Source organism: Pseudomonas syringae group sp. 247E2 (assembly GCF_032587795.1).
GTDB lineage: Bacteria > Pseudomonadota > Gammaproteobacteria > Pseudomonadales > Pseudomonadaceae > Aquipseudomonas > Aquipseudomonas amygdali.
This window is the reverse complement of record NZ_JAWHPK010000014.1, coordinates 151165-176250: the sequence shown is the minus strand read 5'-3', so window position 1 is coordinate 176250 and position 25086 is coordinate 151165. Positions and strand designations below refer to the sequence as shown.

20 protein-coding genes and 1 tRNA gene are annotated in these 25086 nt (G+C 58.1%); 10 read left to right on the top strand and 11 right to left on the bottom strand.

Annotated features, from left to right (window positions below):
• The first annotated feature begins 11 nt into the window (after positions 1 to 11).
• A complete protein-coding gene (locus RYC18_RS14900; protein WP_004667103.1) occupies positions 12 to 1241 on the top strand; it encodes a multifunctional CCA addition/repair protein in 1230 nt (409 codons plus the stop codon).
• Positions 1242 to 1337: 96 nt separating this feature from the next.
• Here RYC18_RS14900 and folK read toward each other — a convergent pair whose 3' ends face one another.
• Positions 1338 to 1862: a 2-amino-4-hydroxy-6-hydroxymethyldihydropteridine diphosphokinase gene (gene folK, locus RYC18_RS14895; RefSeq protein ID WP_316886426.1), complete on the bottom strand. Its 525-nt coding sequence runs from the start codon at positions 1860 to 1862 to the stop codon at positions 1338 to 1340.
• Positions 1853 to 2206 carry a dihydroneopterin aldolase gene (folB, locus tag RYC18_RS14890; RefSeq protein WP_002551880.1) on the bottom strand — a complete coding sequence of 118 codons (354 nt, stop codon included), beginning with the start codon at positions 2204 to 2206 and terminating at the stop codon, positions 1853 to 1855. Before folB ends, folK begins: the two co-directional genes overlap by 10 nt.
• 74 nt (positions 2207 to 2280) lie before the next feature.
• Between folB and plsY the strand changes: the two genes are divergently transcribed.
• Positions 2281 to 2850: a glycerol-3-phosphate 1-O-acyltransferase PlsY gene (gene plsY, locus RYC18_RS14885; protein ID WP_004660108.1), complete on the top strand. Its 570-nt coding sequence runs from the start codon at positions 2281 to 2283 to the stop codon at positions 2848 to 2850.
• 35 nt (positions 2851 to 2885) lie between these two features.
• Here plsY and tsaD read toward each other — a convergent pair whose 3' ends face one another.
• Positions 2886 to 3911 (bottom strand): tRNA (adenosine(37)-N6)-threonylcarbamoyltransferase complex transferase subunit TsaD, encoded by a 1026-nt coding sequence (tsaD, locus tag RYC18_RS14880; protein WP_005757941.1) that lies wholly within the window; start codon positions 3909 to 3911, stop codon positions 2886 to 2888.
• A 198-nt stretch (positions 3912 to 4109) separates the two neighbouring features.
• Between tsaD and rpsU the strand changes: the two genes are divergently transcribed.
• From rpsU to RYC18_RS14850, 6 genes are all read left to right on the top strand, one after another.
• On the top strand, positions 4110 to 4325 hold the full coding sequence (rpsU, locus tag RYC18_RS14875) for a 30S ribosomal protein S21 (RefSeq protein WP_002551877.1): 216 nt from the start codon (positions 4110 to 4112) through the stop codon (positions 4323 to 4325).
• Between the two features lie 508 nt (positions 4326 to 4833).
• On the top strand, positions 4834 to 6789 hold the full coding sequence (dnaG, locus tag RYC18_RS14870) for a DNA primase (protein ID WP_057403173.1): 1956 nt from the start codon (positions 4834 to 4836) through the stop codon (positions 6787 to 6789).
• Positions 6790 to 6856: 67 nt separating this feature from the next.
• Positions 6857 to 8707 carry an RNA polymerase sigma factor RpoD gene (gene rpoD, locus RYC18_RS14865; RefSeq protein WP_002551876.1) on the top strand — a complete coding sequence of 617 codons (1851 nt, stop codon included), beginning with the start codon at positions 6857 to 6859 and terminating at the stop codon, positions 8705 to 8707.
• A 277-nt stretch (positions 8708 to 8984) separates the two neighbouring features.
• Positions 8985 to 11462 carry an EAL domain-containing protein gene (locus RYC18_RS14860; protein WP_410478371.1) on the top strand — a complete coding sequence of 826 codons (2478 nt, stop codon included), beginning with the start codon at positions 8985 to 8987 and terminating at the stop codon, positions 11460 to 11462.
• 15 nt (positions 11463 to 11477) lie between these two features.
• A tRNA-Ile gene (locus RYC18_RS14855) sits at positions 11478 to 11554 on the top strand.
• A 506-nt stretch (positions 11555 to 12060) separates the two neighbouring features.
• Positions 12061 to 12507, top strand: a complete 447-nt coding sequence (locus RYC18_RS14850) for a hypothetical protein (RefSeq protein ID WP_316886424.1) — start codon at positions 12061 to 12063, stop codon at positions 12505 to 12507.
• Between the two features lie 87 nt (positions 12508 to 12594).
• On the opposite strand, the gene msrA is transcribed toward RYC18_RS14850, so the two are convergent.
• On the bottom strand, positions 12595 to 13101 hold the full coding sequence (gene msrA / locus RYC18_RS14845) for a peptide-methionine (S)-S-oxide reductase MsrA (RefSeq protein WP_316886423.1): 507 nt from the start codon (positions 13099 to 13101) through the stop codon (positions 12595 to 12597).
• A 430-nt stretch (positions 13102 to 13531) separates the two neighbouring features.
• Here msrA and RYC18_RS14840 point away from each other — a divergent pair, with 430 nt between their 5' ends.
• Complete coding sequence (locus RYC18_RS14840; RefSeq protein ID WP_316886422.1) at positions 13532 to 14347, top strand: formate/nitrite transporter family protein; 816 nt, start codon at positions 13532 to 13534, stop codon at positions 14345 to 14347.
• 168 nt (positions 14348 to 14515) lie between these two features.
• On the opposite strand, the gene RYC18_RS14835 is transcribed toward RYC18_RS14840, so the two are convergent.
• From RYC18_RS14835 to RYC18_RS14810, 6 genes are all read right to left on the bottom strand, one after another.
• Positions 14516 to 15091, bottom strand: a complete 576-nt coding sequence (locus RYC18_RS14835; RefSeq protein ID WP_316886421.1) for a LysE family translocator — start codon at positions 15089 to 15091, stop codon at positions 14516 to 14518.
• Between the two features lie 49 nt (positions 15092 to 15140).
• Positions 15141 to 15977, bottom strand: a complete 837-nt coding sequence (locus tag RYC18_RS14830; protein WP_316886420.1) for an AraC family transcriptional regulator — start codon at positions 15975 to 15977, stop codon at positions 15141 to 15143.
• Between the two features lie 99 nt (positions 15978 to 16076).
• Positions 16077 to 16709 (bottom strand): 4'-phosphopantetheinyl transferase family protein, encoded by a 633-nt coding sequence (locus tag RYC18_RS14825; RefSeq protein WP_005744021.1) that lies wholly within the window; start codon positions 16707 to 16709, stop codon positions 16077 to 16079.
• Positions 16706 to 20746 (bottom strand): Pls/PosA family non-ribosomal peptide synthetase, encoded by a 4041-nt coding sequence (locus RYC18_RS14820; protein WP_316886419.1) that lies wholly within the window; start codon positions 20744 to 20746, stop codon positions 16706 to 16708. Before RYC18_RS14820 ends, RYC18_RS14825 begins: the two co-directional genes overlap by 4 nt.
• 327 nt (positions 20747 to 21073) lie before the next feature.
• Positions 21074 to 21577, bottom strand: a complete 504-nt coding sequence (locus RYC18_RS14815; RefSeq protein ID WP_057403184.1) for a GNAT family N-acetyltransferase — start codon at positions 21575 to 21577, stop codon at positions 21074 to 21076.
• Between the two features lie 117 nt (positions 21578 to 21694).
• The gene (locus tag RYC18_RS14810; protein WP_316886418.1) at positions 21695 to 22990 is read right to left on the bottom strand and encodes a M20 family metallopeptidase; all 1296 of its coding nucleotides are present in this window, start codon (positions 22988 to 22990) and stop codon (positions 21695 to 21697) included.
• Positions 22991 to 23269: 279 nt separating this feature from the next.
• Here RYC18_RS14810 and RYC18_RS14805 point away from each other — a divergent pair, with 279 nt between their 5' ends.
• Positions 23270 to 24400 carry a Fic family protein gene (locus RYC18_RS14805; protein ID WP_316886417.1) on the top strand — a complete coding sequence of 377 codons (1131 nt, stop codon included), beginning with the start codon at positions 23270 to 23272 and terminating at the stop codon, positions 24398 to 24400.
• A 114-nt stretch (positions 24401 to 24514) separates the two neighbouring features.
• Here RYC18_RS14805 and RYC18_RS14800 read toward each other — a convergent pair whose 3' ends face one another.
• Positions 24515 to 24838 carry a helix-turn-helix domain-containing protein gene (locus tag RYC18_RS14800; RefSeq protein WP_016982674.1) on the bottom strand — a complete coding sequence of 108 codons (324 nt, stop codon included), beginning with the start codon at positions 24836 to 24838 and terminating at the stop codon, positions 24515 to 24517.
• Positions 24839 to 25086 lie beyond the last annotated feature (248 nt).

Genomic DNA, 25086 nt, shown 5'->3' with positions numbered 1-25086 from the left:
GGAGGCTTTTTATGCAGATTTATAAAGTGGGCGGTGCTGTACGGGACCGCCTCCTGGGTCAACCTGTCACTGATATCGATTGGGTCGTGGTCGGCGCGAGCACTGAGGACATGCTGGTCAAGGGCTATCGCCCGGTCGGCACAGACTTCCCGGTGTTTCTGCACCCGCTGACCAATGAGGAATACGCGCTGGCGCGCACCGAGCGCAAAAGCGGCGTGGGCTATGGAGGCTTTGTTTTTCATGCAAGCCCCGAGGTAACGCTTGAGCAGGACCTGATTCGGCGCGACCTGACGATCAATGCCATGGCCGAAGACAAGGACGGTAACCTGACCGACCCGTATAACGGTCAGAAAGACCTTGAAGCGCGAATATTGCGCCACGTTTCCCCCGCATTCGCCGAAGATCCGCTTAGGGTCTTGCGCGTGGCCCGGTTCGCAGCGCGCTACGCACGTTACGGTTTCACCATCGCACCCGAGACCTTGGGGCTGATGCGCCAGCTCAGTGAATCCGGCGAACTCAAGGCGCTGACTGCCGAACGAAGCTGGAAGGAAATCTCACGCGCACTCATGGAAGAGCAGCCTCAGGTGTTCATCCAGGTACTGCACGACTGCGGCGCACTCAAGGAACTGATGCCTGAGGTTGAAGCGCTGTTTGGCGTGCCGCAGCCCGCTGCGCATCATCCGGAAATTGACACCGGCGTACACGTCCTCAGCGTGCTAGAGCAATCTGCGATTCACAAACACCCGCTGACCGTACGCTGGGCCTGCCTGCTGCACGATCTGGGAAAAGGGCTGACGCCAGAAGCCGAATGGCCCAGGCACATTGCCCATGAACATACCGGCCTGCGCCTGATTAAAGCGGTCAACGAGCGTTTCCGGGTACCCAGGGAATGCCAGGAACTGGCGCTACTGGTCGGCCAGTACCACACCCACGGCCATCGGGCGCTGGAACTGAAACCCTCGACTTTGCTGGAGCTGCTGCAAAGTTTCGACGTCTACCGCCGCCCGCAGCGTTTTGAAGAGTTCATTGCGGCGTGCGAGATGGACGCGCGAGGACGTCACGGCTTCGAACAACGCAGTTATCCACAGGCTGATTACCTGCGCGGTGCAGCACAGGCCGCTCGAACGGTGTCAGTACAGCCGCTGCTGGAGAAAGGCTTCAAGGGCAAGGAACTGGGCGACGCGCTAAAGAACGAACGCCTCAAGGCGCTGAAAATCTATAAGGCGGAGCACGTCGCCTGACTCTAACTGACTACTATCGCTCCCACGCTCCAGCGTGGGAGCGCAGCCCTGGACGCTCTGCGTCCGATCTTCAGCACCCGAGAACCACGAACCCACTCAGCTACGCAGCAGACTCTCAGGCGTAAGGCCCAAGCCACGCCATTCAAAAGCCACAGGCCAGAGCTGCTGATCGATCTGCGCGTCAGCCCAGAGCTTGCTGAAGGCAATCCCCACACCCGGATGCAGACGCTCAGGGGCAATCAATGCCAATGGGCACAGCACAAAGGCATTCTTCAGAATTTCCGCTCTCGGCAAAATCAAACCGTCGAAATTGCCGACCTGCTCGCCATACAACAGCACATCGATATCCAGCGGCAGCCCTTTGCGATCCGGGGCATAGCGGCCATTATCGGCCTCGATGAATTTCAGGCGGCGATCAAGCTCCATCAACGGCAGATCGGTCAACGCCGACACCACCAGATTGAAGAATGGCCCGCTCTTGATGCCCACCGCATGGCTTTCAAAAACCGGCGAGCAACTGAGGTCAGTCAAAAAGCCATCCAGCGCATCCAGCCCGGCATGCAGGTGACGTTCGCGCTCGATATTGCTCCCCAGGCCGAGGAAAATCCGCGTCAGCGACATCCGCGCTCGATCTCCACGCCCACACCGGCAGCGGCCGCTACGGCACCCGGCTTGGTCAGTTTCAGACGCAGCCAGGGAATATTGAATTCGCTCATCAGCACTTCAGCCAGCCGCTCAGCGAAGGTCTCTACCAACTGAAACTGAGCCTGCTCGGCGAAAGCCTGAATACGTGTCGAAACACTGGCGTAGTCGAGGGCCTTGCTCAGGTCGTCGCCTGCCGCTGCAGGGCGATTGTCCCAGGCGAAGCTGAGGTCCAGACGCAGGCACTGGCGAATGCCGCGCTCCCAGTCATAGGCGCCGATGACCGTATCAACCTCAAGGCCCTCGATGAAAACTCTGTCCAAGCACTACTCTCCACTGCACGACAAGGGCGCGATGCGCCGTTAGAATCAGGGCATCCTCGCCCGGAATGGTTAGCATGTTTTGGTTACTGGCCACCTTCGCCTACCTGCTTGGCTCGCTGTCCTTCGCCATTCTGCTCAGCCGCCTGAGCGGCAGGCCAGACCCGCGCGCCAGTGGCTCGGGCAATGCCGGTGCTACCAACATGCTGCGTCTGGCCGGAAAAAAACTGGCCATCCTGACCCTGCTTGGCGACCTCTGCAAAGGCCTGCTGCCAATCCTGATCGCCAGCGCCTGGAACCTGAACATCGCGCAACAGGGCTGGATCGGCGTCTGCGCAGTGCTGGGCCACCTGTTCCCAGTGTACTTTCGCTTCCGTGGTGGCAAAGGTGTCGCAACAGCCGCCGGCGTGCTGCTGGGGCTGTACCCGCCCGCAGCCGCCCTTGCCATAGCGGCCTGGTTGCTGACGCTCTACCTGACGCGTACCAGCTCGCTTGCCGCCCTGATTGCCACACCGCTGACCCTGCCATTACTGGCATGGCAAGAACCTCATGCGCTGTTGCCGATGAGCGTATTGACGCTGCTCATCGTCTGGCGCCATCGCGGCAATCTACGCGACCTGCTCGCCGGGCGCGAACGACATTTCTGAAGGGCAACCTGAAATCATCTCACCCTCGCCTGTCATCACAGCCCCGGCAACTGCTCCATGGGCCAACGCGCCTGCACGCTGATGCTCAAATCTTCCTTCTGCCCTGCCTGCAAACGCTGACAGCCCGCAAAGGCGATCATTGCGCCGTTATCGGTACAGAACTCGGGTCGTGCGTAGTAAACATGGCCGCGCAGGTCGCCGAGCATGCTTTCCAGCGAAGCCCGCAGCGCCTTATTCGCGCTGACGCCGCCCGCAATGACCAGGCTTTTGAGGCCGGTCTGTTTGAGCGCACGCTTGCACTTGATGGTCAAAGTCTCCACTACCGCCTGCTGGAACGCCAGAGCGATGTCGCAGCGGGTTTGCTCGCTGTCGTCTCCAGCGCCCTGACATTGCTGCCAGGTATTGAGCGCAGAAGTTTTCAAGCCGCTGAAACTGAATTCCAGCCCGGGACGATCAGTCATTGGCCGGGGAAAGACAAAACGCCCCGCCACGCCCTGCATCGCCGCCTTGGAAATCTCCGGGCCGCCTGGGTACTGCATGCCCATCATTTTGGCGGTCTTGTCGAACGCCTCACCTGCCGCATCGTCCAGCGTCTCGCCCAGCAGTTCGTACTGACCGATGCCATCGACGCGCACCAGTTGCGTGTGTCCACCGGACACCAGCAACGCGACGAACGGGAACTGTGGCGGGTTTTCTTCCAGCATCGGGGCCAGCAAATGGCCTTCCATGTGGTGAACGCCCAACGCCGGGATATCCCAGGCGAATGCCAGCGCCTGAGCGCACGAGGCGCCGACCAGCAATGCACCTACCAGACCCGGTCCGGCCGTGTAGGCAATGGCGTCGATGTCAGTGGCCACGCAGTCCGCCTCGGCCAGTGTCTGGCGAATCAGCGGCAGCATGCGCTTGACGTGATCGCGCGAAGCCAGCTCCGGCACCACACCGCCATAGGCACGATGCAGGTCGATCTGGCTGAATAATGCGTCCGCGAGCAGACCGCGTTCGCTGTCGTACAACGCGACACCGGTTTCGTCGCAGGAGGTTTCTAATCCCAGTACTAGCATGGGGTTGCGCCTTGTAGGGGGCAGATTTGAAGGCGCGCATAATAGTCGTCGACCGAGGTGCCGACCAGCGGTTTTCGATCAGAGGCTTTGCATTCCTCTCAATGAGGGGTTAACATCCGCAACCCTTAAAAACCGACGTACTTTTGTGCAGTGTTTGCACTAAGCGTTGACCCCGGTAATGAATGAAGGTAGCTCTGGATGCCAGCCGTCAAAGTTAAAGAGAACGAACCCTTCGACGTAGCTCTGCGTCGTTTCAAGCGCTCCTGCGAAAAAGCCGGTGTTCTGGCTGAAGTTCGTAGCCGCGAATTTTACGAGAAGCCGACTTCGGAGCGTAAGCGCAAGGCAGCAGCTGCTGTCAAACGCCACGCCAAGAAAGTCCAGCGCGAACAGCGCCGCGCCGTTCGTCTGTATTAATTTACAGACCTTCGTCGCAAGCTTCTGCCTTGCCCGGCCAACCAGCCGGGCTGTCGGCAGTTCCAGCTTCGCTTTTTTGCGTTAACTGGATTGCGCGTTAGCTAGATTGATTGACCTCGTCCAGGCCGCCGATGCGACTCAGACATTCAATCAAGCACGTCCAGCCTGTTCACAGGCTACATCGGCCATGCCCACTCGGGCAGCAGACCGGTCGATGATAAGACGAGTATGCCTTGATGACTTCGCAAGAAGCTCAGCCAAGGCAGCGTCTTCCGTGCACCCAGGCTTATGTATCCGGGTTTTGTCACCCTCAGGTGGACACCCAGCGTGAAGCCTTATGACCTGCCCGCAGGCTCAAGTTTATTCCCCTTTCAGGCCCACACCGCCCATCGGATGCAAAGACGTGCCCGTTGATTGCCCACGTCTTCAAAAAGACGGCTGACAGGCTGACGGAACGCTCGTAGAGTCTCCCGATACTTTTGCACCACGCTTGAATGATGAGAACGCCATGGCCGGGCTGATTCCCCAGAGCTTTATCGACGACCTTCTGAACCGCACCGACATTGTCGATATAGTCAGTTCGCGCGTGCAGCTCAAGAAAGCCGGGAAGAACTACACCGCCTGCTGCCCGTTCCACAAAGAGAAAACACCCTCTTTCAGCGTCAGCCCGGACAAACAGTTCTATTACTGCTTCGGTTGCGGCGCTGGCGGCAACGCGCTCGGCTTCATCATGGATCACGACAATCTGGATTTCCCCCAGGCTGTCGAAGACCTCGCCAAAGCAGCAGGCATGGAAGTGCCTCGCGAACAGGGCGTAAAAGGCCAGAAGCCCCGCCAGCCAACCGATTCCCCGCTCTACCCGCTGCTGACCGCCGCCGCCGAGTTCTATCGCCAGGCGTTGAAAAGCCATCCATCGCGCAAGGCAGCGGTGGATTACCTCAAAGGCCGCGGGCTGTCCGGTGAAATCGCCAGAGACTTTGGCCTGGGCTTTGCTCCGCCAGGCTGGGACAACCTGTACAAGCACCTGAGCAGCGACTCACTGCAGCAAAAGGTCATGATCGATGCCGGTCTGCTGATCGAGAACGCTGAAACCGGCAAACGCTATGATCGCTTCCGTGACCGGGTGATGTTTCCGATACGCGACTCGCGCGGACGCGTCATCGCCTTTGGCGGGCGCGTGCTGGGTGATGACAAGCCCAAGTACCTGAACTCGCCGGAAACACCGGTTTTCCACAAGGGCCAGGAGCTGTACGGGCTGTTCGAAGCCCGCAAATTCAATCGCAACCTCGATGAAATAATCGTGGTTGAAGGCTACATGGACGTCATCGCCCTGGCGCAGCAAGGTTTGCGCAATGCCGTGGCCACGCTGGGTACCGCGACCAGCGAAGAGCATTTGAAACGCCTGTTCCGGGTCGTGCCCAACGTGCTGTTCTGCTTCGACGGCGATCAGGCCGGGCGCAATGCCGCGTGGCGGGCACTGGAAGCCACCCTGTCGAACCTGCAGGACGGGCGTCGGGCGCGCTTTTTGTTTCTTCCCGAAGGCGAAGACCCGGACACGCTGGTGCGCTCCGAAGGCACCGACGCGTTCAAGGCGCGCATCAATCAGCACGCCCAGCCACTGGCCGATTATTTTTTCGAGCAACTGACCAAAGAGTCTGACCCACGCTCGCTGGAAGGCAAGGCGCACATGGCCACCCTCGCGGCGCCACTCATCGATAAAGTGCCTGGGGCGAACCTGCGCATTCTGATGCGCCAACGCCTGACCGAAATTACCGGGCTTACCGGCGAGGCCGTCAGTCAGTTGGTACAGAGCGCGCCGGTGGATGCGCCACCGAGCTACGACCCCTATGTCGATTACGACGCCATGCCTGACTTTGCCGATTACCAGCCTCAAGGCGGTTATGAGCCACAGCAGGAATGGACGCCAAAGAAAACCGGCGGTCAGAATCAAAAAAAATGGGACAACAAATCCTGGGGCAAAAAAGGCAAGCGTCAGGACTTCGAACCTCGAACGCCGCGTGTACCGACCGCTGTCGAGCCACCCATGCAGGCCGCACTGAGAACATTGCTGCATCACCCTGAACTGGCCGAAAAGGTCGAAAATGCCAGTCATTTCGCTGCAGAAGACCAATCTAACGCGCAACTGCTGGTCGCCCTTATCGAAGCCAGGCAAAAGAATCCCAACCTGCGGTCGTTACAGTTGATAGCGAGGTGGCACGGGACTGAACAGGGCCGTTTGTTGCGCGCTCTGGCAGAAAAGGAATGGCTGATTGAGGCCGACAACCTTGAACAACAGTTTTTCGACACTATAACTAGCTTATCCGCTCGCCAACGCGAGCGCAGTCTGGAACATCTGATCAGCAAGGCTCGTCAAACCGAGTTGAGCGCAGAAGAGAAAATTCAGCTTAGGGAACTGCTAAATCGCAATGTTCCCGCACAAACCCCGACCTCAACTGGCGCGTGAGGTCATAGCTCGGGTATAATCCTCGGCTTGTTTTTTGCCCGCCAAGACCTTCAGTGGATAGGGTGTTATGTCCGGAAAAGCGCAACAGCAATCTCGTATCAAAGAGTTGATCACCCTGGGTCGTGAGCAGAAGTATCTGACTTACGCAGAGGTCAACGACCACTTGCCTGAGGATATTTCAGATCCCGAGCAGGTGGAAGACATCATCCGCATGATCAACGACATGGGGATCCCGGTACACGAGAGTGCTCCGGATGCGGACGCCTTGATGCTGGCCGACGCCGATACCGACGAGGCAGCCGCAGAAGAAGCGGCTGCAGCGTTGGCAGCGGTCGAGACCGACATCGGGCGTACCACCGATCCCGTTCGTATGTACATGCGTGAAATGGGCACCGTTGAACTTCTGACCCGTGAAGGCGAAATCGAAATCGCCAAACGTATCGAAGAAGGCATCCGTGAAGTGATGGGCGCAATTGCGCACTTCCCTGGCACGGTTGACCATATTCTTTCCGAATACACACGTGTCACCAGTGAAGGCGGCCGCCTCTCCGATGTTCTGAGCGGCTATATCGACCCGGACGACGGCATTGCGCCGCCTGCCGAAGTACCTCCGCCTGTCGACCCCAAAGCCGTCAAGGCCGAAGGCACCGATGACGACGAGGAAGAATCGGCAGACGCCAGCGACGACGAAGACGAAGTCGAAAGCGGTCCCGATCCGGTCATCGCCCAGCAGCGCTTCGGTGCGGTTTCCGATCAAATGGAAATCACCCGCAAGGCGCTGAAGAAATTCGGTCGCGACGACAAGCACGCCATTGCCGAAATGGTTGCACTTGCCGAACTGTTCATGCCGATCAAACTGGTTCCAAAGCAGTTTGAAGGTCTGGTAGAGCGTGTGCGGGGTGCTCTTGAGCGTCTTCGTGCTCAGGAACGCGCCATCATGCAGCTGTGTGTACGTGATGCACGTATGCCACGCGCCGACTTCCTGCGCCAGTTCCCGGGCAACGAAGTTGACGAAAGCTGGACTGACGCACTGGCCAAGGGCAAGAGCAAATACGCCGAAGCCATTGGTCGTCTGCAGCCTGACATTCAGCGTTGCCAGCAGAAGCTGTCGGCACTGGAAGAAGAGACCGGCCTGAAAATAGCCGAGATCAAGGACATCAACCGTCGCATGTCGATCGGTGAGGCCAAGGCCCGACGCGCGAAGAAAGAGATGGTTGAAGCGAACTTGCGTCTCGTGATCTCCATCGCCAAGAAGTACACCAACCGTGGTCTGCAATTCCTCGATCTGATCCAGGAAGGCAACATCGGCTTGATGAAGGCTGTGGACAAGTTCGAATACCGTCGTGGCTACAAGTTCTCGACCTATGCCACCTGGTGGATCCGTCAGGCGATCACTCGCTCGATTGCCGACCAGGCCCGCACCATCCGTATTCCGGTGCACATGATCGAGACGATCAACAAGCTCAACCGTATTTCCCGGCAGATGCTGCAGGAAATGGGTCGCGAACCGACCCCGGAAGAGCTGGGCGAACGCATGGAAATGCCTGAGGATAAAATCCGTAAGGTATTGAAGATCGCAAAAGAGCCGATCTCCATGGAAACCCCGATCGGCGACGACGAAGATTCGCATCTGGGTGACTTCATCGAAGACTCGACCATGCAGTCGCCAATCGATGTCGCCACTGTTGAAAGCCTGAAAGAAGCGACACGCGAAGTGCTGTCGGGCCTTACCGCCCGTGAAGCAAAAGTTCTGCGCATGCGTTTCGGCATCGACATGAATACCGATCACACGCTTGAAGAGGTCGGTAAGCAGTTTGACGTTACCCGCGAGCGGATTCGTCAGATAGAAGCCAAGGCACTGCGCAAGCTGCGTCACCCGACAAGAAGCGAGCACCTGCGCTCGTTCCTCGACGAGTAATCGCACCAGCGAGTCAACAAAACCCCCGGCCTGCCGGGGGTTTTGCGTTTCCGGGAAAAAGAAATCCGGATTTGCAGGTCCAGTCGTCAATTGATCAAATCAAACAGAGGTCAGACGTCGGTCTAATTGCAGGCCATGGCGAATTGACCTACAACTATGTATCACACAGGACACTAGCGCTTGCCAGTCGAGCCTTGGACAGTGATTGTTACAAATTCACGCCACAACAATATCAGCGATAGTCAGACACGGACGTAAGCCGCATATGCGTGAAGTAATAATCGACACCAGCGACCGGGAAGCGTCGTGCCTGTCCGAGGGAAAATTCGCCTCGGTCTTCGCTCAGTGCCCGGATGCCATGATTATCGCAAGCCTTGCCGACGGGCATATCATGGATGCCAACGCGGCGTTCGTTGAACGGACCGGCCTCACCCTTGACGAAGTGATTGGGAAAACGCCCACCCAACTGGATTTGTGGGCAGTGCCAGGTATAGGCCCAAAAGTTTTGCAGCAACTGCAGACAGGCAACATTCATAACCTGGAGATACCCTTTCGGCGCAAGAACGGCGAAACCTTTTCCGGGCTCATGTCCGCTCAGCCTTTTGACCAGAGCTCGACGCCAGCCGTACTGGTGATAGTGCGTGATATCACCCAGCGCAAGCAGGCCCAGCAGCAACTTCAACTTTCCGAAGAAAAATTCGCCAAGGCGTTTCATGCCTCGCCTGACGGGCTGGCTATCACCCGCCAACAGGACGGAATGCTTTTAGAGGTGAACGAAGGTTTCTGCCGCATCACGGGGTATAGCGAAGCGTACTGCCTTGAACACTCGACATTCGACCTGGGTGTCTGGGTGGATCTGGGCGACCGCTCCAGGCTCATTGAGCAACTGAAGCGGCACGGCTCCGTCAGGGACTTCAGGGCCCGGCTTCGTAATGTTGATGGCAGTATCAAACTGTGCGAACTGTCCTCGCACCCGATCGTCATCGCAGGCGACGACTGCCTGCTGACGATTGCACGGGATATAACCGAAAGCAGACAAATGCAGGAAAAACTGCACTTGGCTGCAACGGTGTTCGAGAGCACAGCCGAGGGCGTGCTCATTACCGACACCAACCAGCGCATCAATGCAGTAAACCGTGCCTTCACTGAGATCACCGGCTACAGCGAGAGCGAAGCCATCGGCCAGACTCCTCGCCTGCTCGCCTCAGGCCAGCATGACAGCGCGTTCTATGCCTCAATGTGGCATCAACTTGCAGCCGATGGCCACTGGCAGGGCGAGATCAGCAACCGACGCAAGAACGGCGAGCTCTACCCAAGCTGGCTGACGATCAATGCAGTGCGCAACAAAGCCAACCTCACCACCCATTTCGTCGCCGTCTTCGCTGACATCTCCAGCCTCAAACACGCCCAGGCGCGCCTCGACTACCAGGCCCACCACGACCCACTCACCGGCCTGCCCAACCGAACCCTGTTCGAGAGTCGCCTTCAATCGGCATTACTGCACAGCGAAGAATCCGGCAGCCTTGGCGCAGTGCTGTTCCTAGATCTGGACCGCTTCAAACACATCAACGACAGCCTGGGCCACCCGGTCGGCGATCTGCTGCTCAAGGGCATCGCACACCGGCTCAAGGAGACCCTGCGCGATGTAGACACGGTCGCGCGCCTTGGTGGTGACGAGTTCATCGTTCTGTTACCTGGCCTGCTGCAGCCCAGCGACGCACAAGCCATCGCCAACAAACTGCTGGCCTGCTTCAACACGCCTTTTGAAGCTGGCGAACATGAGCTCTACATCAGCCCGAGCATTGGCAGCTGTGTTTTCCCGACTGACGGCACCGACGTAGCGACACTGGTCAAAAACGCAGACGCCGCCATGTACCGCTCCAAGGCCAAGGGCCGCAATCGGGTCGAAAGCTACACCTGCGACCTGACCACACAGGCCAGCGAACGTATTGCCCTTGAACAGGAATTGAGAAGAGCGCTGGACCGCAATCAGCTGTCCCTGGCCTACCAGCCCAAAATCAGCCTTCTGACCCACACGCTGATAGGCGCAGAAGCGCTGATCCGCTGGAACCACCCGACCTTCGGCGACGTGCCACCCGAACACTTCATACCGCTGGCCGAAGAAAACGGCATGATCCTGCAAATCGGCGAATGGGTGCTGGAGCAGGCCTGCCAACAGATGGGCAAATGGCGCAAAACCTGTCAGCCGTTCGGCCCAGTGTCAGTCAACCTTGCAGGCGCTCAACTACGCCAGACGAACCTTGTCGAACACATCGAACAACTACTGGCCGACAACGGCCTGGAGCCAGGCTGCCTGCAACTGGAAATCACCGAAAACTTCATCATGAGCCAGACCCAGGAAGCGCTGGCAGTGCTGCACAAACTGAAGAAACTCGGTGTGCAACTGGCCATCGACGACTTCGGTACCGGCTACTCCTCCCTGAGCTACCTCAAACGCCTGCCGCTGGACATCCTCAAGATCGACCAGTCCTTCGTTCGCGGCCTACCCGAAGACACCCACGACGCCGCCATCGTCCGCGCCATCATCGCCCTTGGGCGCAGCATGCAACTGACCGTGATAGCAGAAGGCGTGGAGACCAGTGAACAGCAGCAATTCCTGACCCGCGAGGGCTGCGAACAGATCCAGGGCTACATCATCAGCCTGCCCCTTCAACCCGAAGAATTCAGCGCGAGATTTCTTCTTATGAATCTTTCGGACGTTTCGGATAGCACAGCCGCGAAACCGCCGTTATAATCCGCGGCCTACTGAGGGCCCATAGCTCAGTTGGTTAGAGCAGAGGACTCATAATCCTTTGGTCCACGGTTCGAGTCCGTGTGGGCCCACCATATCCAAAGCCGCGCGTTGCGCGGCTTTTGTGTTTCTGGCGGAACACGTCAGATACAGTCTTATGGTCCAAAGGTACGCCTTCACCGCTCAGCTTCCGGACAATTCGAGAGAACCGACCTTTTCAACAGAATCGGCCAAAAGCTGCCGTTCAGATCGCAGCTCAATTCTTCGCAGGCGCTGGCGCAGGGGGAAGTTGTTGCACCTCTGTGCAGTCGACCATCGCAACAGGCGCAGCGGCTGGCGGTGCGATGTTCAGCCTCGTTGGCAGTGCAGGCGTATTCGTAGAGACGGCCATCCTGATGCTGTGTTGGCCGCGCTGCTGGTTGCGCTGCGTGTCCGGATGCCTTCTGTTCATGGCAGTACCCGGACCAGGTCAGCGATGCATCGTTGATAAGATGCCCCGAGGCGCCGCAGCCGCTGCACAAACGCAGATCTGGAGGGCTGTCGAACAAGGGGTGTTGTCGTAGAATGCCCACCCTTGAACAACCTCAAAGGAATGAAATCTATGCCCGGCGAAAAAACCAGGAAGACGCTTGTGTATTCGGCGTGGGGGTTACTGTTTTTGAGCGTGGTGGGGGTTCTGGTCATACAGGCTTTCCAAGAAAAACCCCAGCCGAGCAAACCCACCTTTCTCAGCGACCTCATCATTGTGACCGCGCGAACGACGGCCCAGAATCGAATAATCGACGAAGATATAACCTTCGTTCGGGCGCAAGCGGCCAACAGTCACGCGCTCAAGTTCTATTACACGTTGACCCGTTATGACACTCATCCCAATAACGTTGACTTGGGCGTGATGAAATCAAACATCCTCAAGGCTAATTGCGCCGCGCAAATGCGCAGCGACCAATCGATACTTTCCTTGGGCGGCACCCTCATTTACATTTTTGGCAGCAAAAATGTAAAAGAGGTTGGACAGTTCGAAATTAACAAGCAGAGTTGTGAGGGCTGAGGCTATCCCTGATGTCGCCTGCATGACAGGGGCAGGCCAGTTTTTGCGCTCTTCCCCTATTCCGGCCGTTCCAGGTCCGATTCAGGTTCAACCCCGCTTGGGCAACTTCCAGTTCGGCCGGATGAAGTGGCAGGTATACCCGTTCGGTATCCGTTCCAGATAATCCTGATGCTCCGGCTCCGCCTCCCAGAACTCGCTGGCGGGCTCGATTTGCGTGACCACACGCCCCGGCCACAGCTTGGAGGCGTCCACGTCAGCCGCAGTATCTTCGGCAATATCCCTTTGCTGTTCGCTCAGGTAGTAAATTGCCGAACGATAGCTTGGCCCAAGATCATTGCCCTGCCGGTTAGGCGTGCTCGGGTCATGGATCTGGAAAAAGAACTCAAGAATCTGCCGGTAGCTGATCACCGCCGGGTCAAACACGATCTCAATCGCTTCGGCATGGTTGCCGTGGTTGCGGTAGGTGGCGTTCGGTACTTCGCCACCGGTGTAGCCGACTCGCGTATGCAGCACGCCGGGGTAGCGTCGCAACAAATCTTGCATGCCCCAGAAGCAGCCGCCGGCAAGGATGGCGGTTTCGGTTGAGTTGGTCATAGTCTGTCCTTGCGGTTCATAGAGACAGGGATAGTTATGGGGTGATGTCGGGCAATACCAAGCCGGATGAAGTAAAAAACCGGATCGTGTTGCGGAACGAGTACACGTCCTACAGAAGCCTCGGTGCCTTGCTCCGTTGCCTACAGTTGCCTACAGTTGCGTCAGAATCCGCTGGCTTGAGCGCTTGAGTCAGCGTTTCCAAGATGGCTCGGTCGCTGACAACTCAATGATCGGGTTTAGTTGACCCACTACAAACCTGCCAACCAAACAGCTGTAAGCCCAGTCATCGACCCTCTCAATCACCCGATCAAAACATCCGATTAGCCATCCTCCGAAACATTCCGTAACGTTGTTTCCCCGTGCGACAGATGCGCGCACCGCTTGAGCTTCTGTTCCCCACGCTCAGCCCACGACCACGCACGAGCCCACCATGTCTCTGAACACCCCGCAGCAAATCGCTGAAATTGCCGTCGAAAGCGGCGTCAAGAAGGCCCACCTGGGCCTGTCGTCGTTGATGATCCTGGGCTTTCTGGCAGGGGCTTTCATTGCCCTCGGGTTTCTTCTCGATATTCATGTCAGCACCATGATCCCTCACGAGTGGGCGTCGCTGGGCAATCTGCTTGGCGCTGTGGTGTTTCCGGTCGGGCTGATTCTGGTGGTGCTGGCCGGTGGCGAGTTGCTGACCGGCAACATGATGAGCCTGCCCATGGCGCTGTTCGCCGGGCGTATCGGCCTGGGTAAGTTGGTGCGCAACTGGGTACTGGTGACGCTGGCCAACCTTATCGGCGCGCTGTTCGTCGCCTATTGTTTCGGCCATGTGGTGGGGCTGACTGAAGGCCCATTCATGGCCAAGACTGTGGCCATCGCCAATGCCAAGGTGGGGGCCAGCTTCGAACAGGCATTCATCTCGGGTATTGGCTGCAATTGGCTGGTGTGCCTGGCGGTGTGGCTCAGCTACGCAAGCAAGGACGTGATCGGTAAAGTGGTCGGCATGTGGTTTCCGGTGATGGCATTCGTCGCGATCGGCTTTCAGCACATCGTCGCCAATATGTTCGTCATTCCTGCAGCGATCTTTGCCGGTGCCTTGAGCTGGGCGCAGTTCGGCGACAACTTCGTTCCGGTATTTTTGGGTAACGCGGTGGGCGGTGCGGTGTTCGTAGGCCTGGCCTATCACCTGGCCTTCTTCAATGCGGCAGCCCGACCTGCTGAGCTGTCCAGGGCCAGCGGCGCGCAAGCACCGGAATAATCTGACGCCATACAGGCTCTGCGGTGAAAAGAGATGACGACCGCAGAGCAAACCAGCAAGTTGAAGAGCAAAACTCACCTCACAAGCAAATAGTCGAGTTGGCTCGACAAGAGCCTTTGAATGAAGCCGACTCCTCGCGTACCCACCGCCAATCCAGGCCGCACGCGCTCAGACACTGTCCATAAAACCGATCCACGCCGCCAGCAGCAATAAAACCGCCAGCACTCGATTCATCCACTGCACTCGCCAAGGCGATGTGAGCCAGCGGGACGAGCCTGCGCCCATCAGAGCCCAGCTGCCTACACAGGGCAAGGAAATCAGAAAAAACACCAGCGCCAGGTAAGACACCGGGCTGCGCTGGCTGAATACACTGACTACCGCCAGCGCCATGACCCAGGTCTTGGGATTTACTAATTGCAGTGCTGCGCCACCGATAAAGCCCATCGGCAGACTGTTTTGCCGCTCGATTGAGTCGGTCGGGCCGGTACCTATTTTCCAGGCCAGCCAGGTTAGCCACAGCACGCCGACCCATGCCATGACGCGCTGAGCATTGGGGATCGCGAGCAATGAGTGGCCGACACCCATGCCGACGAGCAACACCAACAGTGCAGCGCCGGTGCAGGCTCCCAGAATCAACGGTACGACGGCGCGCCAGCCGAAGCGGGCACTGTTGCTTAATACCAGGATGTTGGTGGGGCCGGGGGTAATCGAGGCGACGAAGGCGTACAGAATGAAAGGCAGCATGATCGGCAATCCAGGGCTGAAAAAGCCCATGCTGCGACATACCACAGGATCAGTCTGGAAGGTTTGAGCAGCGCAAGCGATAGGCCGCCGGGCTAAGTCCGTAGGCGCGCATGAACCAGCGGCCCAGATGGCTTTGGTCAGCAAAGCCCAGATCGCTGGCCACCTGAGCGGGCCAGATTCCGGCTGCCAGCATTCGACGGGCCTTGGCCAGGCGCAGCTGTACCAGATATGCATGAGGCGGCAGGCCGAAGGCGGCCTTGAACGCCCGAGTCAGGCGAAAGCGGTCAACGCCACAAACAGTTGCCAACTCGTTCATGCCCACGTCCTGATGCAGATGCGCGTGCAGATAATCCCTAGCCCGCAAGGCCACCTGCGGCAAGCGCGGATCGGGATCGGTCATGCGTCGCCATTGCACCCGATCAATGAGCTGCGCCAGTAATTCATCCAACGCGCTTTGACGAACGATGCGTAGTTCTTTTTGATGCAGCGCCGTGAAAGCGAACGTGACCGCGTGAGCCAGCCGTGATTCGGTTTGCAGGGTGTTGGCGAAAGAAGGCAGATGCTGGTCGGGAGCCTGTTCGAACAACCCACTGAGCTCCCGGCTCAGCCAATGCGGGTCCAGGTACAGCATCTGATAGGTGAACCCTTCGGCGCACGGGGCATTGCCATCATGAATTTCCCCCGGTTCCAGTGTGAACACCTGCCCGGGCGTGCTGGCATGGCGCTGACGGCGACAATTGAACTGCTGCACACCTTGCCGGGTAACGCCCACCAGATAGCTGTCATGCCAATGGGGATCATAGGCATGCCCCTGAAAGTGCGCGTGCAGCGTCTCGATGCCTGTATCGAGGTCGCGAGCGAGGTCTATCCAGTGTGTGGAAGGCATAAAACACCTGAATCGATGAAAGCGATTGGTTATCGCTGACGTCAGAAGGTGAGTCTAGAACATTCGTGCATTCATCTTCGATTGGCAGCAGCGCATCAATCAAGGTGCCGTGCGCCGCTCAGCCTGATTCATGTACTCCATCAAAACCTGACTCAACGCCACCGCTCCAACCATCCCCTCCGCCAATTCAACCTCAACCTCCACACCCTGCAACCCTCCCTGTGCTGTCCATTCATCGAGCGCCAATCCATGCAACTTCAAAAACGCTTCGCGCCTGCACCATGCCTTGGCAAAGGCAACCGCACGCATCGACTCGGGCATGCCTGACAGCACACTGGCAACCTCAGCCCCCAGATAATCCAGCGCGACCGCATGCCAGTCCGGCACCGCCTGAACCTGCATCAAGTCCACGCCCACTGCGCCTTGGAGATTGACGGCAGCAAGAGAGAACCCGGCTTCGTGGCTGATGGAAAACCCGGGCTCCGGCAGCCCGTCGATAAGCAATCGCGGCGCGACACCTGGGGCGCTGATGAACGTGATCGCCCCGGATGGCAATTCGAGCCACTGTTCCAAGGCGATACGCACGCAAGCCCGAATGCGGTTTCTGGCCTCATCTCTTGCACAGCCTGGCCTGGTGACGCAGCTGACCAGCAATACATTCTGCCGAGGGAAGGACTCTGGAGGGGCGAGCCGGCCATCTTCATCGAATGCCCAGCTCGCCCCGCACTTCATGCCCTGTCAGGTGACGCGGGACAACCAGCCCAACGGCTGCCGACAGGGATATGTTCGCCCTTCATGACCAGGGTCAGTGCGCCAAGGTGCGCATCGTTGCCGACTACGGCGCTGTACAGCACGGCGCTGCGTGGCCCCATGTACACGCGTTCGCCGATGATGACGTGATCAATCTTCATGACCCGGTCTTCGAACAGGTGTGTTTGCGGGCAGGCACCGGCATTCAGCTCACTATCTGCACCGATGCTGACGCAGTCGAATTCGGTGATGTCGGTTGTGTCCATGTAAACCCCTCGGCCAATCTTGCAGCCGAACAGGTTGAAGGCCAGCGGCAACCACGGAGTACCGCGCAGGTAGCGCATGAAGTTTGGTGCGGCCATGCCTTCATAAAGGCTGGTGATACCTTCCGAAAGCCATACGAATGGCGTCCACATAGGGTCTGCGCGTTTGCGATAGCGCCCCATGACCAGCCACTTCAAGGCTGCGATCAGCAGAAAGTTACCCACGCTGTACGCCATGCCGATGACGGCAAGGTAAGCCAGCACGGCACCCCAGCGCTCTTGGTCGGCGAGTGGCATCAGATCAAGCATCACGGTGTAGCCAACCGCAATCACCACCGCGTGCGGGGTGACAATGCGCACGCCTTCGACCAGACCTCGGGCCAGACGACGCAATGGCGAGGGCTTGAAGGTCAGAGATTCCGGAGCACCACTTACCTGCTCGCGGGCTGGCAGGTGGATTGGTGGTGAGCCCAGCCAGGTATCGCCATCGGCCATCTTGCTGTTATGCGGTGCACAGGAATGGACGCCGATCAGGACGTTTTCCGGCAGCACCGTGCCATCTGAAATGTAACCGCCGTTGCCGACAAAGCTGCGATTGGATACGACCGTGGGCTGCATGGTCATCCAGCCGCCGTCGATACGCTCATCACCGAGCATCACCGCATCCGCAATAAAGGTTTCATCGCCCAGGGTCAGCATGTCCGGGATGACGCCCTGTGCGCTGGAAATCTCGGCGTCGCGCCCTACTTTCGCACCCAACAGTCGATACCAGAAGGGCGAGTACACCGTGGCGTAGATACCGGATAGCACATTGAGGCTGGCCTCTTGAATCTGACTGATGAGCCACTTGGCGCAGTAAGTATTGCTGTGTACCGCGTAGCGACCCGGCTTGAGACGTGGAAAGACGATCCAGCGCAATGCGGCAGAGGCCAGAACAGTCGCGACAATCAGCACCGCACTGGCCGGGAACGCGAGCAGGAAATAGCGCGCCAGTTGTCCCAATGGTCCGCTGCCCTCGAACCATGGCAAGACGTTCTGCGTGTCGAACCAGTCGATCAGGAAAAAGGTCGGGAAGACCGGGATGAAGAACAGCGTCGCGACCAGCAGAACGCCGAACACGAAGAACAGTTTTTCTGCCCGCAAACGCGCAGGGCTGGTCACAGGCCGCGCAGGTTGGCCGAGCGTATCGAACGCGCCGACATCACGCGCAGGTGAGCCCTGCCAGATACGCCCCGCCGGAACCTCCCGGCCGTCGGCCATGGCCGATTGCGCCTCAAGATGCCCCCACGGACCGATAGCGGTATTGCCTTCCATGATCACGTAAGAACCGACACAGGCATTGTCCTGCAATGCGATACGTCCCAGATGCAGCTGACCCCGCTCGACGCGTGCGTTCTCGAAGCTCACGCCGTTGCCGACGCTGACCCCGTCACCGATCTCCAGCAGGTCGTGGGCCCGCACCGTGGCCCCGCCGATAATCACTTCCTCACCGATCTTTGCTCCCAGAGCGCGTAGCCACAGGGGATAAAGCGAAGAACCACTCAACAGGTAAGTCGGTGCCGACTCGACCATACGGTCGGCGGCCCACCAGCGAAAGTAAGTGACGCCCCACAATGGGTATATTCCAGGCTTCAGGCGACCAACGATCAGCCACTTGGCCGCCCATGCGATGAAAAACTGCAGAACGGTGGCAATCAGAAACACCGAGATAGAAGCCAGAGTCGCCAAAGCCACAGCGTCGTCAGGCGAACCGGTAAGCAAGTGGTAGGTAAAGAACGGCGCGAGCCACTGGGTCATGCGCAGGCTGACCATTACCGGCAATGCCAGAGCCTGAGCCACGCCGCAACGCCAGCGACGCCACGCGGAAGGAGGCGTCCAGTCGACCGGGGCAGCCATCTCTTGCGGTGCTTGATCCAGCACTTCGGCAATCGCGCCGATACGGCGCTGCTGGTAAATGTCGCGCACGGTGATTTGTGCAAAGCGAGGGTTCGCACGCAAGGCCGAGGCCAAACGTGCTGCAAAGAAGGAGTGCCCGCCCAGATCGGTGAAAAAGTCCGCATCGCGGCGGATCGGCATGCCAGGAAAGAGTGAGGCCAACGCAGCAAACAGTGCGATTTCGCCTTCAGTTTCAGCCACGTCGGACTCTGCGCCAGCACCCGCGGCATCAACCGTCAACGGACGGGCCTTGAGTGTTTTGCGGTCGATTTTTCCGGACGTGAGGCGCGGCATGCTGTCGAGTAGCTCGAAATGCCCCGGCACCATGTACGACGGCAACCGGGCCTGCAAGACCTTGCGCAGCTGGCTGGTGAATGTGGAGTCCGTTGATGTATCGCAAACCAGATAAGCAATCAGCTGATCAACGCCACCCTCGTTGCGCAACAGGACGGCAACAGTACCTACGCCGGGCTGTTGCGCCAACAGCGCTTCAATCTCGCCCAGCTCGACGCGAAAGCCACGAATTTTCACCTGATCATCGGCACGTCCCAGGCATTGTACTTGTCCTTCATCGTCGATCCGCGCAAGGTCGCCGGTGCGGTACAGGCGCGCATCGTGGTAGCCAGTGGACCACGGGTTAGGCAGGAATTTTTCCTGGGTCAGATCCGGTCTGCCCAGATAACCTTCAGCCAGACCGGGGCCGATGATGCACAGTTCGCCGACTTCGCCACGGGGCAGCAGGCTGGGTGCCAGGCTGCTGCCGACCGCTGGGTCATTGGCGATTACCAACAGACCATAATTGGGGAGCGGCGTACCAATCGAGACCGGGCGACCACGCGACAACCGCGCCAGACTCGCCGATACAGTGGCTTCGGTGGGCCCATAGGTGTTGAACATTTGCCGGTTCGGCGTAGCCCAGCGGTCGACCAGCGACTCAGGGCACATCTCGCCGCCCAGATTGATCACCCGCAGGCCGGGGACGTCTTCGCTGAACAGCGCCAGCAAAGTAGGCACCGCGTGCAAAACGCTGATGCGCTGCTCGTTCAGCAGACGTGGCAGGGTTTCGGGGTCTCCGCTGGTTTCCTTTGGGCCTATCCACAACGTTGCGCCTACCAGATAGGCAATCCAGATTTCCTCGAACGACATGTCGAATGCCACGGAAAAGCCCTGGTAGACCCGGTCGCTGGCGCAGATACCGAGTACCGCGTTTTCGCTGCGCAGGAAATGGCAGATGCTGCGCTGGGAAATCAGGATGCCCTTGGGCTTGCCGGTGGAGCCGGAGGTGTAGATCACGTACGCAGGATGATCGGGAAGCACACCACTGCGGCGCACCAACGCTGCGTCGGTCTGTGTCAGCAGCGATTCGGCAGTCCACACGTTCAGACCGCTACCAGCCAGCAACGGGCTCAGCGCGTTGCAGGACACCAGCCCCACGGCGCTGGCATCTTCCAGGCATATCTGCAGACGCTCCATCGGAGTGTCCTGATCCAGAGGCAACCAGGCGGCACCCGCCTTGGCGATACCGGCCTGCATCACCAGAAGCTCAATGCCTCGCGGCAGCCACAGACCAACGATGTGCCCAGGCCTTACGCCAGCCTTGATCAGCGCAGAAGCCACCTGATCAGCCTGCCGGTCGAGCTCCCCATAACTGATCCGGTGCTCGCCGAAGATCAGCGCCACTTGCTGCGGATTGCGCCGGGCGCTGGCTTCCAGCAAATCGGCCAGCACTTCCTCGCGCAGCAGTTCAGGTTGAATCGGACCGTAAATCACGTCCGCCGATTGTTCGTTCTGGCAGGTCTGCAGCAGGTTCAGGTTATTCATGGCAGCAAATATTCGCTCGTCTGAAGGAGATGCCTGAGATTTCTGGTTATGGGGTCAGAGCCGGTCCATCAGCGAGTGGCGTGCATTTTGTGGTGACAAGGTGTCCGCAATATTTCTGTTTTGATACATTTTGGCTGGAGCGCTGCAGCTCTCACCGCGGTGAAAGAACAGGCTGGCAAGGCGAATATGGCAAAGACTGGCTGTACGAATCTTGAACAACAAAACGAAGGTGGCGGATAGCCAACAAGGCATTTATGTATCGACCTTGCAGCTCGATGAGGAAAGCGCAGTTCGCTACAGTGGATTGCATCCATGACTTGGCATGGGTTAAAGCAGACGCCACAGGGTCTCACGCGTCGCAGGATCGAAAGTCTGCGACTGACGCTTCATGACGCGCCTTAACCCATCGCCAATACAATCCGTCGGCATCGGACAGAACCCATGCTGACGAAACCATGGGCCATTCCAGGGTGGTTCGCGAAATGTTGTCAGGCTTACCGCATCAGCCCGACGCAAATGCGCGTATGCCACGACAGACGACAGCAGGCTTTTTCCAACGCCCTTGCCTGAAGCAAGAGGTTCTACCGAGATATTGTCCAGGTATAAGTAATCATCCAGTAGGCGCATGGCTACGAAACCGATGACTTCATCGCTATGCCTGTCTACAGCAACCATGACCCGGCAGGCTTCGAATCTGTCTGCGCCCAGCGGTGGGCTTTCGGCGACATGAGCCAAAGAGGGAATGATCGTATACCGCTGGCGAGCCCGCACAGAGAGACGCTGTAACTGCTCCAGATCGTTGTCATGCGACAACCGCAGATCAAATTCCATCTGGCTTTTCTCCTTGGCTGGTCAACACTGCAGGTGAGGACGGCAACACGCATCAGGTGCTGCCGCCGGCCTTGTGCTCTTCAGTCAGGCAGGGCTCAGCGCCCGACTGAAGAGCAGCTATTTGCCATAGCGGCTGATGAACAGCGCGGCGCGTTTGGTCACCACGGGCAGCGAACTCAGATCGATGGTTTCATTCTCGCTGTGGGCACCCTGCCCCCACGCGCCAAGCCCGTCCAGGCTCGCCGTTACATATTTGTTCACATAGGAAATATCGGCACCGCCTCTTTCCGCTGACGGAGCCGATTCCAGTGCAGGTCCATCAAGGTCCTGGCTGACCTTGCTGTAGGCTTGCAGAAGTTTGCGATTACTTTCGCGACCAACCATGACCGGCATGATTGCCTTGATCTTCAACTCGCTATGGGTCTGTGGCAGCGAGTGACTGGCTATTTCCTGCAGGCGGGCTTCGGCAGAGCTTCGCTGTTCTTCACTGCTGAACCGCAGGTCGCCATGCACGGACACTATTCTGGCGATTGTGGTTTTTCTTCCCGAGGCAGTGCCTTGCCCGCTTGGTACATCTTCCTGGGCTGTGGCACCGCCCAGAATGAGCCCAGGGTTGATGGTCAAGCCTTGCTCACCGGAGAGTTTGGAGCGAATTTCATCAAGCACCCGGGCCGACTCGTACACCGCACCGAAACCGGTTTCAGGCTGAAAAATAGTCGCTGAGTGTTTGTCTATGCCGGTACTGGTCAAAAACCATTCGCTCAATCCTCTGCGCTCGGTGATTAACTGATTGGGCGACAAGGCGAATTCAAAGCCCAGTGCTATGTCACTTCTTTTGGCTTCGGCAATCAGCCATTCTCTGGAAATTTCAGTCGGCTTGGCCGCCAGCTCTTCGTCACCAACCAGGACCACAGAGATATTCATGTCCTGCAATGCGCCGCTGTGTTTCAGCGCCTGCAAGGCGTAAAGAATGGTGACCAGGCCGCCCTTGTCGTCGATCACTCCGGGGCCTTTGGCTTTTTTGCCGCCATCTATCAATGAATACTCCTGAAACTTGCTGGTGGCCGGAAACACCGTATCCAGATGGCCTATCAGCAAGATTCGTTTCGCAGACTTGTTACCGTCATGCACCGCGACAAGGCTACCGGCATGGTTCATCCCTGCGGGCAGCTCGTGCCAACGGGTATCGAAGCCCAGCGCTTCCAACTCTGCCTTCATCAGATCACCGACCTTGACGACACCGTCCACGTTGTCCGTGCCGCTGTTGATGTTCACCAGTTTTTCAAGCAACGCGACCTGCTCGGCACTGTGACTGTCGACGTACGAAGTAATGCTCTGTTCATCGAGCATCGTTCCTGCCAATGCGCCATGGCAGAAAAACAAAGTCGTGAGCAGGGAAATACTTTTTTTCATGGAAGATAAACTCCGCTTGGCCATTAGTGATGACCGGGGCATTGCGCCCGGGATCTCATCAGATTGCCCACAAGGAGCGATGCTGTGCCGTCCTAAGTGTCGGGAAGGCTGATACGGTTCCATTGCGCCAGCAAGTGAACCACTATGAAGGCGGACGAACGGTAGTTGAAATTTTTGGGCCCGAAACAACGTCTGGACGATGAGCCGAATAGCCAGCACAATCGGCTCACCTTATGAGCCGATTAAACCCGTATTCGGCTCACCTCAAAGGCATATCCAATGTCCGAACATCTCTGGATCTGGCAGCAGCCGGACTGGCCCCACTTCAACTGGAGCGATGAACGCATCGCGCCCTTGATACGAGCGTGCGCTAAAGCTCAGGGTCGCCTGCTGGGAATGAGCGGCGTAGTGAGTGGCGATGCCGAAATGCGCGAGGGCGTGGACACCCTGTTGCAGAATATTGTTACCTCGTCTGCCATCGAAGGCGAGCGACTGAATGTGGGCTCTGTCAGGTCTTCGTTGGCGCGTCGTCTGGGTATTGCCAATAACGGTAAACAAAACCCCCGCAGCGAGGGGTTGGCAGAGCTGATGCTGGACGCCACACGCAGGCACGATCAACCGCTTGACCTGCAACGCCTGTACACCTGGCATCGCTGGCTGTTCCCGGCAGAAGACAGCTTTGTATCCGCTCGCATCCTGGCAGGCCAGTTGCGTAGCGACGAGCCCATGCAGGTGGTCTCCGGGAGACTTGATAGACCGGTCGTGCATTTCGAAGCACCACCGCGCGCGGTGCTTGCGCAACAACTGGACGACTTCCTCGACTGGTTTGCCGCCAGTCAAAATGATCCGGGGCTAGATCCATTCGTGCGTGCCGGCATCGCACATTTCTGGTTTGTGACGCTGCATCCATTTGACGACGGTAATGGTCGCCTGACGCGGGCGCTGACTGACCTGACGCTGACTCAGGGCGATCAACAAGCCATTCGGCTGTTTTCCATGTCTGCCAGCATCCTCGATGACCGCGCCGGGTATTACCATGTTCTGGAAACCAGCCAGAAACGTACAACCGATATCACCGAGTGGCTGGAATGGTTTTTGCGCACATTGCTGAACAGCATTGAGCATGCCCTGGTTCGTATCGAACGGGTGTTGGCCAAGACGCGATTCTGGCAGTTGCACAATGGTGACGGCTTGTCCGCCGAGCAGGTCAAGGTGTTGAGTCGACTGCTTGATGGCGGCGAGCGGGGCTTTGAAGAAGGTCTGAGCGCCGCGCAGTATCAAGCGGTAGCGAAAGTCTCCAAGGCCACGGCGACCCGGCATTTAAGTGATCTGCTTGGCAGAAACTGCCTGACTCGTCTGCCCGGCGGCGGCCGCAGCACTCACTACCAGATCAATCGGCCCTTGCCATAAGGGCTGCAGAATCTGAGGGGGCTACTGGCCCTTCAAGCGCGCGGCACTGGTAGCATCGACCGTAGCGTCCAACTCTGCACACAGGACACTCCATATAGATGTAGGCCTGAGCCATCAGAAGTCCTCCGGCTTGCTTCTGGGCAGGCGAACGCGCTTGCGGTCGGCCGCTTCAAGCTGTTCGACGCTAAACGACTCGTCGTCTCGCAGCCCCTGAAACAAGCGCTCTGACACACCCAGCCCCCAGACCACCAGCATAAAGTCGCGCAGCGATACGCCGTCTGCGCTGCCTGCTTCGATGCGTCGAAATGTACGCAGCGAAATGCTCAGCCGCTCGGCAAGATCCACTTGCCGAACGCCCTGTTGTAGCCGGGCCTGCTTTACCAGCAGGGCAATCCGCAACAGCGTGTCGCTGCATTGAACGGGGAAAAAAGCTTTCATGAGCAGTTACCAGCGAGCAGGCGCGGGGGTTCAAGGAATCACAAAGTAGTACGTTTGCAGGCTTGAACCTGTAGATAATAGATCATGAAAGTACACATTAATGACCATAAAGCCTCATATAAAGGCATCTTAAAAAGTGCTGGATTTCATCCTTACTGAATTCAGATCGTGATTCCTACCGCTTGAATCCACGATGTCATGTTCACTGATCGCCAACATACACCACCCATCTCCTCTCAAAATGTGGC

Coding starts and splice junctions, on each gene's coding strand:
- rpsU (WP_002551877.1), top strand. CDS start 4,110: ATGCCAGCCGTCAAAGTTAAAGAGAACGAACCCTTCGACGTAGCTCTG.
- RYC18_RS14850 (WP_316886424.1), top strand. CDS start 12,061: ATGCCCGGCGAAAAAACCAGGAAGACGCTTGTGTATTCGGCGTGGGGG.
- RYC18_RS14815 (WP_057403184.1), bottom strand. CDS start 21,577: ATGGAATTTGATCTGCGGTTGTCGCATGACAACGATCTGGAGCAGTTA.
- RYC18_RS14830 (WP_316886420.1), bottom strand. CDS start 15,977: ATGCCTTCCACACACTGGATAGACCTCGCTCGCGACCTCGATACAGGC.
- RYC18_RS14810 (WP_316886418.1), bottom strand. CDS start 22,990: ATGAAAAAAAGTATTTCCCTGCTCACGACTTTGTTTTTCTGCCATGGC.
- RYC18_RS14825 (WP_005744021.1), bottom strand. CDS start 16,709: ATGAAGTGCGGGGCGAGCTGGGCATTCGATGAAGATGGCCGGCTCGCC.
- RYC18_RS14840 (WP_316886422.1), top strand. CDS start 13,532: ATGTCTCTGAACACCCCGCAGCAAATCGCTGAAATTGCCGTCGAAAGC.
- plsY (WP_004660108.1), top strand. CDS start 2,281: ATGTTTTGGTTACTGGCCACCTTCGCCTACCTGCTTGGCTCGCTGTCC.
- RYC18_RS14800 (WP_016982674.1), bottom strand. CDS start 24,838: ATGAAAGCTTTTTTCCCCGTTCAATGCAGCGACACGCTGTTGCGGATT.
- RYC18_RS14805 (WP_316886417.1), top strand. CDS start 23,270: ATGTCCGAACATCTCTGGATCTGGCAGCAGCCGGACTGGCCCCACTTC.
- msrA (WP_316886423.1), bottom strand. CDS start 13,101: ATGACCAACTCAACCGAAACCGCCATCCTTGCCGGCGGCTGCTTCTGG.
- dnaG (WP_057403173.1), top strand. CDS start 4,834: ATGGCCGGGCTGATTCCCCAGAGCTTTATCGACGACCTTCTGAACCGC.
- RYC18_RS14820 (WP_316886419.1), bottom strand. CDS start 20,746: ATGAATAACCTGAACCTGCTGCAGACCTGCCAGAACGAACAATCGGCG.
- RYC18_RS14835 (WP_316886421.1), bottom strand. CDS start 15,091: ATGCTGCCTTTCATTCTGTACGCCTTCGTCGCCTCGATTACCCCCGGC.
- tsaD (WP_005757941.1), bottom strand. CDS start 3,911: ATGCTAGTACTGGGATTAGAAACCTCCTGCGACGAAACCGGTGTCGCG.
- RYC18_RS14900 (WP_004667103.1), top strand. CDS start 12: ATGCAGATTTATAAAGTGGGCGGTGCTGTACGGGACCGCCTCCTGGGT.
- rpoD (WP_002551876.1), top strand. CDS start 6,857: ATGTCCGGAAAAGCGCAACAGCAATCTCGTATCAAAGAGTTGATCACC.
- folK (WP_316886426.1), bottom strand. CDS start 1,862: ATGTCGCTGACGCGGATTTTCCTCGGCCTGGGGAGCAATATCGAGCGC.